The 11,332-nt window shown below is 66.8% G+C and carries 9 protein-coding genes; 6 read left to right on the top strand and 3 right to left on the bottom strand.

From position 1 onward, the window contains the following. Together G579_RS0107205 and G579_RS18215 are read left to right on the top strand one after the other, a co-directional pair. Positions 1-3,410: response regulator (locus G579_RS0107205; protein WP_028989642.1), on the top strand; the 3,410-nt coding region annotated here is incomplete at its 5' end. A gap of 22 nt (positions 3,411-3,432) precedes the next feature. After that, positions 3,433-5,505: a hybrid sensor histidine kinase/response regulator gene (locus G579_RS18215; RefSeq protein WP_028989641.1), complete on the top strand. Its 2,073-nt coding sequence runs from the start codon at positions 3,433-3,435 to the stop codon at positions 5,503-5,505. Between the two features lie 18 nt (positions 5,506-5,523). Here G579_RS18215 and G579_RS0107195 read toward each other — a convergent pair whose 3' ends face one another. The 3 genes from G579_RS0107195 to G579_RS0107185 all read right to left on the bottom strand — a co-directional run bounded on the left by G579_RS0107195 (position 5,524) and on the right by G579_RS0107185 (position 7,161). Continuing rightward, positions 5,524-5,892: a response regulator gene (locus G579_RS0107195; protein ID WP_028989640.1), complete on the bottom strand. Its 369-nt coding sequence runs from the start codon at positions 5,890-5,892 to the stop codon at positions 5,524-5,526. A gap of 86 nt (positions 5,893-5,978) precedes the next feature. Then, complete coding sequence (locus tag G579_RS0107190) at positions 5,979-6,323, bottom strand: Hpt domain-containing protein (RefSeq protein ID WP_028989639.1); 345 nt, start codon at positions 6,321-6,323, stop codon at positions 5,979-5,981. 151 nt (positions 6,324-6,474) lie between these two features. Further along, positions 6,475-7,161 (bottom strand): class I SAM-dependent methyltransferase, encoded by a 687-nt coding sequence (locus G579_RS0107185; RefSeq protein WP_028989638.1) that lies wholly within the window; start codon positions 7,159-7,161, stop codon positions 6,475-6,477. Between the two features lie 89 nt (positions 7,162-7,250). Here G579_RS0107185 and G579_RS0107180 point away from each other — a divergent pair, with 89 nt between their 5' ends. From G579_RS0107180 to folE2, 4 genes are all read left to right on the top strand, one after another. Continuing rightward, the gene (locus G579_RS0107180; RefSeq protein ID WP_051181084.1) at positions 7,251-7,526 is read left to right on the top strand and encodes an exodeoxyribonuclease VII small subunit; all 276 of its coding nucleotides are present in this window, start codon (positions 7,251-7,253) and stop codon (positions 7,524-7,526) included. Positions 7,527-7,549: 23 nt separating this feature from the next. Then, a complete protein-coding gene (gene ispA / locus G579_RS0107175) occupies positions 7,550-8,446 on the top strand; it encodes a (2E,6E)-farnesyl diphosphate synthase (protein WP_028989636.1) in 897 nt (298 codons plus the stop codon). Continuing rightward, positions 8,443-10,323, top strand: a complete 1,881-nt coding sequence (gene dxs, locus G579_RS0107170) for a 1-deoxy-D-xylulose-5-phosphate synthase (protein ID WP_028989635.1) — start codon at positions 8,443-8,445, stop codon at positions 10,321-10,323. The genes ispA and dxs overlap by 4 nt, the downstream gene beginning before the upstream one ends. Positions 10,324-10,398: 75 nt before the next feature. Then, positions 10,399-11,205: a GTP cyclohydrolase FolE2 gene (gene folE2 / locus G579_RS0107165; protein WP_028989634.1), complete on the top strand. Its 807-nt coding sequence runs from the start codon at positions 10,399-10,401 to the stop codon at positions 11,203-11,205. The last annotated feature ends 127 nt before the right edge of the window (positions 11,206-11,332 follow it).

The following is an 11,332-nucleotide window of genomic DNA, read 5'->3' as shown; positions in this document are numbered from 1 at the left end:
GCAACCTCACCGATCAGGTGCGCAACATCGCCAAGGTGACCACCGCGGTGGCCAACGGCGATCTCTCGCAGAAGATCACCGTAGACGTGAAGGGCGAGATTCTCGAGCTCAAGGACACCATCAACACCATGGTGGATCAGTTGAGCTCCTTTGCCTCGGAAGTGACGCGCGTGGCGCGCGAGGTGGGCACCGAGGGCAAGCTGGGCGGCCAGGCGGAAGTGAAGGGCGTCTCCGGCACCTGGAAGGATCTCACCGACAACGTGAACTTCATGGCCAGCAACCTGACCGCCCAGGTGCGCGGCATCGCCCGCGTGGTGACCGCGGTGGCCAACGGCGACCTCAAGCAGAAGCTGGCCTTCGAGGCCAAGGGCGAGATCGCCGCGCTGGCCGACACCATCAACAGCATGACCGAAACCCTGAGCATCTTCGCCGAGCAGGTCACCACGGTGGCCCGCGAGGTGGGCATCGAGGGCAAGCTGGGCGGCCAGGCCAAGGTGCCGGGCGCCGCCGGCACCTGGAAGGATCTCACCGACAACGTGAACCAGTTGGCCGGCAATTTGACCGCCCAGGTGCGCGCCATCGCCGACGTGGCGACCGCGGTGACCAAGGGCGATCTCACCCGCTCCATCACCGTGGAAGCCCAGGGCGAGGTGGCGGAACTTAAGGACAACATCAATCACATGATTGGCAACCTTAAGGACACCACCCAGAAGAACATGGAGCAGGACTGGCTGAAGACCAACCTGGCCAAGTTCTCGCGCATGATGCAAGGCCAGAAGGATCTGGCCGCGGTCTCCCGCCTGATCATGTCCGAGCTGACGCCGCTGGTGTCCGCCCATCATGGCGCCTTCTTCGTCATGGACGCGGAGGACGAGCAGCCGGCGCTGAAGCTCATCGCCAGCTACGCCTACAAGGAGCGCAAGCACGTCAGCAACAGCTTCCGCCTCGGCGAAGGCCTGGTCGGCCAGTGCGCCCTGGAAAACCAGAGCATTCTGCTGACCAAGGTGCCGAGCGACTACATCCAGATCAACAGCGGCCTGGGCGAGGCGGCCCCCCTCAACATCATCGTGCTGCCGGTGCCCTTCGAAGGCCGGGTCAAGGCGGTGATCGAGCTGGCCTCCTTCCAGCCCTTCAGCGACATCCACCAGATCTTCCTCGACCAGCTCATGGAAAGCATCGGCGTGGTGCTCAATATGATCAAGGCCAACATGCGCACCGAGGAGCTGCTGCAGGAGCTGCAGCGCTCCAACGTGGAGCTGGAGGCCCAGGCCAAGGAGCTGGAGGACAAGGCCACCCTGCTCGAAATCAAGAACAAGGAGGTCGAGCTGGCGAGCCTGTCGCTGGAGGAGAAGGCCGAGCAGCTGTCGCTCATCTCCAAGTACAAGTCCGAATTCCTGGCCAACATGTCCCACGAGCTGCGCACGCCGCTCAACAGTCTGATGATCCTGGCCAAGCTCCTGGCCGAGAACCGGGACGGCAACCTCAGCGAGAAGCAGGTGGAGTTCGCCAACACCATCTATTCTTCCGGCCACGACCTCCTGGCGCTGATCAACGAGATCCTGGACCTGTCCAAGGTCGAATCCGGCAAGATGGGCGTGGAAGTCACCCAGCTCCCCCTGCAGGAAGTGGGTGACAGCATGGAGCGCGGCTTCCGGCAGATGGCCCAGCAGAAGGGGCTGCGCTTCGCCGTGCAGCTGGAGCCCGATCTGCCCCGCGCCGTGTACACCGACGCCCAGCGCATGCAGCAGATCCTGCGCAACCTGCTCTCCAATGCCTTCAAATTCACCGAGGCGGGGCAGGTGGTGCTGCACGTCAGCCGCGCCGAGCCGGGCGTCAAGTTCGACAACGAGGTCCTGCGGCGCAGCGAGAACGTGCTGGCCTTCTCCGTCAGCGATACCGGTATCGGCATTCCCAAGAGCAAGCAGCGGCTGATCTTCGAGGCCTTCCAGCAGGCCGACGGCACCACCAGCCGCAAATACGGCGGCACCGGCCTCGGTCTGACCATCAGCCGCGAGCTGGCGCGCCTGCTGGGCGGCGAGATCCACATCGACAGCGTGCCCGGCCGCGGCAGCACCTTTACCCTGTACCTGCCCCAGATCTACCAAGGCATCGACACGGCCGCCGCGAGCGGGGCCGCGCATGCGTCGGCTGAGACGGAAGCCGCCACCCTGGTGTCGGCCGTGCTGGAAGCGGAGTACGATGCCATGCCTGCCATGGACATCGCGGACGACCGTGAGCAGATCCAGCCCGGCGACCGGGTCTTTCTCATCATCGAGAACGATCCCAACTTCGCCCGCATTCTGCTCGGCATGGCCCGGGAAAACGGCTTCAAGGGCCTGGTCGCCCTGGACGGCGAGAGCGGCCTGGCGCTGGCGCACCGCTACCGGCCCGATGCCATCACCCTGGATCTCAAGATGCCCGTGCTCGACGGCTGGGCGGTGCTGGAGCGGCTGAAGAGCCATCCCCACACCCGCCACATCCCGGTGCACGTCATCTCGGTGGTGGACCGGGATCTCTGCGAGTCGTCCCTCGGGGCCGTGGCATACCTGCAAAAGCCCGTCAGCCGCGAAGTGCTCGAGGGCGTCTTCAACCACATCGCCTGCCTGCTGGAGCGCGAGGTCAAGAGCGTGCTGGTGGTGGAGGACAACGACATCCAGCGCGAGAGCATCATGGAGTTCTTCACCGGCGAAGGGGTGCAGGCCGCGGCGTTCAGCTGCGGGATGGACGCGCTGGCCGAGCTCAGCACCCGTTCCTACGACTGCATGGTGCTGGACCTGATGCTGCCCGACATGAGCGGCGCCGAGCTGCTGGCGCGGCTGAAGAACGAGATGGGGCTGCGCAACTTGCCGGTGGTCATCTACACCAGCAAGGACCTGACGCCCGAAGAGGAGCGGCAGCTGCGCGAGCTGGCGGACTCCATTATCATCAAGGACGCCGACTCGGCGGAGCGCCTGTTGAGCGAGGCGGCCCTGTGCATGCGCCGCGCCGCCGGGCCGGCGCCGGTGGTCGATGCGGCCGCCACGGCGGTGTCCCTGTCGGGCCGCAAGGTCCTGGTGGTCGATGACGACGCGCGCAACATTTTCGCCCTGGCGAGCGTGCTGGAGAATCACGACATCGAGATCCTCTATGCCGAAAACGGCAGGGACGGCATCGACACCCTCGAAGCCAACCCGGACATCGACCTGATCCTGATGGACGTGATGATGCCCGAGATGGACGGCTACGAGACCATGCGGGCGATCCGGGCGATCCCGGCCTTCCGCGACCTGCCTATCATCGCGCTGACCGCCAAGGCCATGCCCGGCGACCGGGAAAAGTGCATCGACGCCGGTGCTTCCGACTACATCACCAAGCCGGTGGACACGGACCAGCTCCTGGCCCTCATGCGGGCCTGGGTAAAGGTGGCCTGAACCTGAGCCCGGCGCGACGCATATGAATCGGAAGGCCAACATCCTGCTGGTGGATGACCGGCCGGAAAACCTCCTGGCGCTGGAGGCGATCCTGGACGGTCTCGGCCACAACCTGATCCGGGCCTCCTCGGGCGAGGAGGCCCTGAAGCATCTGCTCAAGCATGAGTTCGCCGTCATCCTGCTGGACGTGCAGATGCCCGGCATGAACGGTTTCGAGACGGCCCGGCTGATCAAGGAGCGCGAGAAGAGCCGCCACATTCCCATCGTTTTCCTGACCGCCATCAGCAAGGATGCCCATTTCGTCTTCAAGGGCTACTCGGTGGGCGCGGTCGACTACCTGTTCAAGCCCTTCAACCCGGATGTGCTGAAGTCGAAGGTCGCCGTCTTCATCGAGCTCTTCCTCAAGAACGAGCAGATCAGGCAACAGGCCGAACTGCTGCGCCAGGCCGAGCGGCGCGAGCAGGAACGGCAGTTGGCGGCGCTCGAACGGGCCAGCCAGCAGCGCTACCGCAACCTGGCGGACGCCATTCCGCAAATCGTTTGGACGGCCCGGCCGGACGGCACCTTCAGCTACTTCAACGAGCGTTGGTTCGACTACACCGGTTTGGCGCGCGCGCAATGCGATGCCGCCGCCTGGGAGTCCGCCTTTCATCCCGAGGATCTGCAGCGCTACTTGGCGCATTGGCGGCGGGCGGCCGAGGCCGGTGCGGCGCTGGAAGTGGAGGGGCGCCTCCGGCGCGCGGCCGACCAGAGCTACCGCTGGCATCTGATCCAGGTCCTGCCGGAACAGGACGCGGACGGGCGCATCGTCGCCTGGCTGGGCACCTGCACGGACATCGACGACCGTATCCGGGCGCGGGAGGCGCTGCTCGACCAGAACCGGCGGATCGAGGCGGAAGTCGTGCAGCGCACCCGCGAACTCGTCATCCAGAAGCGCTTCGTCGAGCGCGTGGTCGACAACGCGCCCGCCGGCATCGCCTATCTGGACCAGCATTTGACCTACCGGCTGGCCAACCCCGAATTTGCCCGCCTGCTCGGCCTGTCCCAGGAAGCGCTGCTCGGCCGGCCGGCCGTCGAGCTGCCCCTGGGCGACGAGCAGCAGATGCAGGCCCAGTTGCTGCAGGTGCTGGCCAGCGGCGAGTCCTGCCGGTGCCTGAACATGCCCTTCGCGGCGCCGGCGGGCGACCGCACCTGCTATTGGGACATCACCTTTTATCCGGTGCTAGGCGAGGACGGGCAGATCGAAGGGGTGCTGATCTTCACGCTCGAAGTGTCCGACCGGGTGGAAAACGAGCGCCTGCAACGCGAGCAGATCGCGCACCTGCAGCAGGTGGACAGGCTCAAGGGCGAGTTCCTGTCGGTCATCAGCCACGAGCTGCGCACGCCGCTCAACTACATCATGGGCTTTGCCTCCATCTTGGGAGAGGAGATGGCCGGCCCCCTGAGCGAGCAGCAGCATGGCTGCCTGCAGAACATCCTCAGCGGCTCCCGGCGCATGCTCCTGCTGGTCAACGACCTGCTCGATTTCACCAAGATGCAGTCCGGCAAGTTCGAGCTGGCGCCGAGGCCGACCGAGTACGTGCCCCTGGCCATGAGCGTGCTCGAGGCCCTGCGGCCGCTGGCGGAGCAGAAGCGGATCACCCTGCGGGCGGAGCTGCAGCCCGCCCTCTTGGCGCACTGCGATGAATCGCGCACCGTCCAGTTGCTGACCAATCTGCTGGACAACGCCATCAAGTTCACGCCCGCCGGCGGCACCGTGCAGCTGTGCGCCTTTTTGCAGGGCGGCGAGCTGGTGACGGAGGTGCGCGACGACGGCATTGGCATCGCCGCCGAGGACCTGCCGCGCCTTTTTTCGCCCTTCCACCAGCTGGACATGAGTTCCACCCGCCAAGCCGGCGGAACCGGTCTGGGGCTGTGCATCTGCAAGGCCTTGGTCGAATCCCACGGCGGCCGCATCACGGCCGCCAGCCCCGGTCCCGGCCAGGGGGCGGTCTTCCGTTTCACGTTGCCCGCGGCGGTGCCCGGCGTTGGCGCGGCAGAGGCGGCGGAGCGGGCGGCCGCCGGGCGGAGACCGGCCCGGCGCCGCAAGCGCTGAAGCGCCCAGGCGGGCGCTTCAGCGTTCCAGGAAGGCACGGATCTGCGCGACGAAGTTCTGGATGTTGAGAGGCTTGGAGATGTAGCCGTCGAAGCCGGCTTCGAGGATCTTTTCCTTGTCGCCGGCCATGGCCAGCGCCGTGACCGCCAGCAGCGGCGTCCGGCGCAGCTCTGGGTCGCTGCGGATGCGCCGCGCCACCTCATAGCCGTCCATGTTGGGCATGAGAATGTCCGACACGATGAGGTCGGGACGGTCGCGCCGGGCCACGGCCAGGCCCTCCACGCCGTCACGGGCCAAGCTGGGAACGTAGCCCACCGTGCGCAGGAGAAAGTCCATCAATTCCAGATTGATGGGATCGTCTTCGATGACCAGGATACGCGTGGACATGCCTTTTCCGTGTCTGGCGCCGCAACCCTCCCGTGCGCCGGCTGGTCAAGACGCCAAGCCGGGCCGGCGGGCGCTCAGCCCTTGTGCTAAGGCTGAACGTGTGCCCCGGCTGCCTTTTTCAGGTCTTCCAGGAGAGGAGCGATGTGCTGGATGTGCTGGGCGGACAACAAGGTGGCATTTTGCACCAGCGGGCGCAGGAATCCATCCAACCTTTGTGCCGCTTCGCTCACTGCCGCAAAGCCCAGGGCGCCGCTCGAGCCGCTGAGGCTGTGCACGGCGTGATACAGATCGTGCAGCGCCTGTGCGTCGGCCGCGCGCTGGACCGCGGGCCAGCATTGTTCGATCAGGGCCATCTTCTCGGCCAGCTGCCGCAGGAAAGTCGCCCGCAGGGCGTTCAGCTTTTCTTCCAGAAGCTCGGGTGAAATGCTCATGGATTCGGTCCGGGTGCAGGTGCGCTGAGTGCTTTCTCTATGGATTCAAACGTGCTGTCGTTGCGGCGCGGTGCGGAAGCACCGTGCGTGGGCGGAAGTTAGCATCGGGTGGCGGGCTTGGCAAGCCGGAGCGGGCACGCGCGCGGCGAGCTCACGCCCGCTCCGCGGCCATGCGCACGAAGCGCGCCTCATGGTAGGTTTCCTGGCCCAGGACGCGGAAGCCGGTGTGCTCCAGCAGCCAGGCGATGTCGTCGGGGCTGTAGCGGTTGTGCTCGAAAAAATGCGTCATGCGGTCGGCCAGCAGGTCGGGCGCCGCGTTGGGGCGGAAGAGGGCCTCGACCGTGACCGGATCGAAGTAATCGCGGATGCCGGCCCGGACCCAGTCCACCAGGATCAGGCGCCCGCCGGGCTTGAGCCAGCCGTGCAGGCGCTGCAGCAGGCGGATGGGCTGCACCATTTCGTGGAAGACCACCACGCACGAGGCCGCGTCCACCGAGCCGGCAGCCAGGGGCAGCTGCGGGTCGTGCAGGTCGGCGGCCAGCAGCCGCACCGCCGGCTGCTCGGCGAAGCGCCGGCGGGCGTTGTCGAGCATGTAGGGCATCACGTCCACGCCGATGAACTCGCCGCCCGGATAACGTTCGGCCCAGGCGTCCAGGAGCAGGCCCGGACCCGTGCCCAGGTCGAGCAGGCGCGGTCGCGCCGGCAGGATCGGCGCGGCATGGGCGTCCCAGAAGCGCCAGAACTCGGGACTGAAGCGGCCCCGGCTCGTTTCCACCATGAGATCGTGGAAATGCGCGCCGCCGTGGTGCTTCTCCAGCAGGGTACGGGTGTCGGCCATGGGGTTCTCCGCGTGCGGGACTCGCCGCCGTTTGAAGCGGCGTGGGCAATTGCGATAAGCTTACACCAATTCATTTCAGGATAGGCAGCGTGTCTAGATCCCCGAAATCCAACCCCGATCCCAGCACCGACGCTTCGCCCGCCGAGTTCGAAAAAGCGTTGGCGGAGCTGGAGGGCATCGTGCAGCGCCTGGAGCAGGGGCAGCAATCCCTGGCCGACGCCCTCGCGGATTTCGAGCGCGGCGTCACCCTGGCGCGCATCTGCGAGCAGAGCCTGCAAAGCGCCGAGCAGAGCGTGGAGCAGTTGCTGCAGGGCCCGGATGGTCCGGTCCTGGCGCCTTTCAAGCCCGATCCGTCAGGCGCCTGATCCGCCGTCCCACAGGTGCCCCCATGCCTTCAGATGCCGATTTCGCGCAGTTCGCCGAAGACGCCCGCCAGCGGGTGGAGGGCGTCCTCGGCCAATTGCTGCCCCCGTCCGACTGCCTGCCCGCCCGCCTGCACCAAGCCATGCGTTACAGCACCCTCGGCGGCGGCAAGCGCCTGCGGCCCCTGCTGGTCTACGCCACCGGCCACGTGCTGGAGGCGGCGCCCGCGCTGCTGGATCGGCCGGCCTGCGCGGTGGAGCTGATCCACGCCTATTCCCTGGTGCATGACGATCTGCCGGCCATGGACGACGACGACCTGCGCCGCGGCCAGCCGACCTGCCACAAGCAGTACGACGAGGCCACCGCCATTCTGGCGGGCGACGCCCTGCAGGCCCTGGCCTTCCAGGTGCTGGCCGACGACTGGGAGCTGGATGCCGCCCTGCGCCTGCGCATGGTCGCGGCTCTGGCCCTGGCGGCCGGCTCGCGCGGCATGGTGGGCGGGCAGGCCATCGATCTGGCCGCCGTGGGCCACACCTTGTCCCTGCCGGCCCTGGAAAGCATGCACATCCACAAGACCGGCATGCTCATCCGCGCCAGCGTGCAGCTCGGTGCCCTGGCGGCGGGCGTCGCCGCCGGCGAGGTCCACGAGCGGCTGCTGCATTACGCGGACAACATCGGCCTCGCCTTCCAGGTGCAGGACGACATCCTGGACGAGGAGGGCGAGACCGCCGTCATGGGCAAGCAGAACGGCGCCGACCGCGCCCGCAACAAGCCGAGCTACGTGTCGCTGCTCGGCTTGGCGGAGGCCAAGGCCCTGGCCCGGCGCTTGTGCGACGACGCCTTGGCCGCCCTCGCCGATTTCGACGGTCGCGCCGATCACCTGCGCGCCCTGGCCCATCTGATCGTCGAGCGCCGGCAGTGAGCTACACTCTGCTCGAACAGATCAACGATCCGCAGGATCTCCGGGCCCTGCCGCGCCGGTCCCTGGCCGCGCTGGCCGACGAGCTGCGCGCCTTCCTGATCGAGAGCGTGTCGCGCACCGGCGGGCATCTGTCGGCCGGGCTGGGCACGGTGGAGCTGACCATCGCCCTGCACTACGTCTTCAACACCCCCGGCGACCGCCTGGTCTGGGACGTGGGCCATCAGAGCTATCCCCACAAGATCCTGACCGGCCGCCGCGACCGCTTCCCTACCCTGCGCCGGCAGGGCGGCCTGTCCGGCTTTCCCAAGCGCGACGAGAGCCCCTACGACACCTTCGGTGTCGGCCACTCCAGCACCTCCATCAGCGCGGCCCTGGGGATGGCGGTGGCGGCCCAGCGCGCCGGCATCAAGCGCGAGGTGGTGGCGGTGATCGGCGACGGTGCCATGACCGCCGGCATGGCCTTCGAGGCCCTGAACAACGCCGGCAGCCTGGACGCCGATCTCCTGGTGGTGCTGAACGACAACGAAATGTCCATCTCGCCCAATGTGGGTGCATTTTCCAGCTATCTAGCCAAGCTGCTGTCGAGCCGCCTCTACAACTCGGTGCGCCAGGGCGCCGACCGCACCCTGAAGATCCTGCCGCCCATCCACGAGCTGGCGCGGCGCGCGGAGGAGCACGTCAAAGGCATGGTGACCCCGGGCACCCTTTTCGAGGAGCTGGGCTTCACCTACTACGGGCCCATCGACGGCCACGACCTGGACGCCCTGCTGGCCACCCTGGAGAACCTCAAGCGCATCTCCGGCCCGCGCCTGCTGCACGTCATCACCAAGAAGGGCAAGGGCTATGCGCCGGCCGAAGCGGACCCGTGCGTCTATCACGGCGTCACCGCCTTCGACCTCGGCACCGGCAAGATGGAGAAAAAGCCCGGCGGCGCGCCCAGCTACACCCAGGTCTTCGGCGACTGGCTCTGCGAGATGGCGGCGCGGGATGCGCAACTGGTGGGCATCACCCCGGCCATGCGCGAGGGCTCGGGCATGGTCGCCTTCTCCGAGCGCTTCCCGGCCCAATACTTCGACGTGGGCATCGCCGAGCAGCATGCGCTGACCTTCGCCGCCGGCCTGGCCGCCGAGGGCATGCGCCCGGTGGTGGCCATCTACTCCACCTTCCTGCAGCGCGCCTACGACCAGCTCGTCCACGACATCGCCATCCAGAAGCTGCCGGTGCTGCTCGCCGTGGACCGCGCCGGCCTGGTGGGCGCCGACGGCGCCACCCATCAGGGCAGCTTCGATTTCTCCTATCTGCGCTGCATCCCGGATCTGGTGATCATGGCGCCCAAGGACGAGAACGAGCTGCGCCACATGCTGTACACCGGCTATCGCCACGACGGCCCGGCGGTGGTGCGCTACCCGCGCGGCAGCGGCCACGGCGTCGCCCTGGATGCCGAGCTGCGGGCGCTGCCCCTCGGCCGCGGCGAAGTGCTGCGGCGCGGCCGCGAGACCGCCATCCTGGCCTTCGGCAGCCGCGTCGCCGCCGCCTTGGCCGCCGGCGAGGTTCTCGACGCCACCGTGGTCAACATGCGCTTCGTCAAACCATTGGATGAGGCGCTGGTCCAAGAAATAGCGGAACGGCACCAGTTCCTGATCACGGTGGAGGAGAATGCCGTGGCCGGCGGCGCCGGCAGTGCCGTGGCCGAGTGCCTGGCCGCCCGCGGCTGTCAGCTGCCCTTGGCGCTGCTGGGCCTGCCCGACCATTTCGTCGAGCAGGGCGATGCGGCCGCGCAGCTGGCGGCGCTGGGCCTGGACCGCGACGGCATCGTCCGCGCCGCCCAGGCGCTGAAGCAAACCCACAGCCTTGTTCCCAAGAACCTGGCGCTGTAATATCCGACTGTTGTGCTCGGCTATTGCCCTCGGGGCGTAGCCGCGGCTCCAGTGCAGGAAGATCAAGGAATTGCCATGAGAGATTGTGCCGCTGAACAGATCGAAGACGTCCAGGGCCGGGCCGATGCCCGCGCCATCGCCATCGACAAGGTGGGGATCAAGAACATCCGCCATCCGGTGCGCGTGCGCGACCGCAGCGAGGGCCACCAGCACACCATCGCCAACTTCAACATGTACGTGCACCTGCCGCACAACTTCAAGGGCACGCACATGTCGCGCTTCGTGGAGATCCTGAACGCCCACACCCGCGAGATCTCGGTGGAGTCGTTCAAGGACATCCTGCTGGAAATGCGCACCCGCCTGGATGCGGAATCTGCCCATCTGGAGATGAGCTTTCCCTACTTCGTCATGAAGAAGGCGCCGGTCACCGGCGTGGAAAGCCTGATGGACTACGACGTGGCCTTCGTCGGCGAGTCCACCGGCGACCACTACGAGCAGACCATCAAGGTGCTGGTGCCCGTCACCAGCCTGTGCCCGTGCTCCAAGAGCATCTCCCAGTACGGCGCCCACAACCAGCGCTCCCACGTGACCGTGCAGGTCAAGGCCAACCAGTGGATCTGGGTGGAGGAACTCATCGACCTGGTGGAAGGGCAGGCCTCCAGCCAGCTCTATGGCCTCTTGAAGCGCCCGGACGAGAAGTACGTGACCGAATACGCCTACGACCACCCCAAGTTCGTCGAGGACATGGTCCGCGACGTCGCCGCCCAGCTCAAGGCCGACGACCGGGTGGACTGGTTCATCGTCGAGTCCGAGAACTTCGAATCCATCCACAACCACTCGGCCTATGCCCTGATCGAGATGGACAAGCGCGACGGGCAGTGAAACGTGAATGGTGAAACGGCTTGCGCGGCGGCGCGGGCCGCGCCACACTCGCGCACGAATCACGAATCACGAATCACGAATCACGAATCACGAATCACGAATCACGAATCACGAATCACGAATCACG

It is taken from the genome of Thermithiobacillus tepidarius DSM 3134 (genome assembly GCF_000423825.1).
GTDB classification, from domain to species: domain Bacteria; phylum Pseudomonadota; class Gammaproteobacteria; order Acidithiobacillales; family Thermithiobacillaceae; genus Thermithiobacillus; species Thermithiobacillus tepidarius.
Note: the sequence above shows the minus strand (reverse complement) of the source record. Positions and strands in the feature narration are given on the sequence as shown.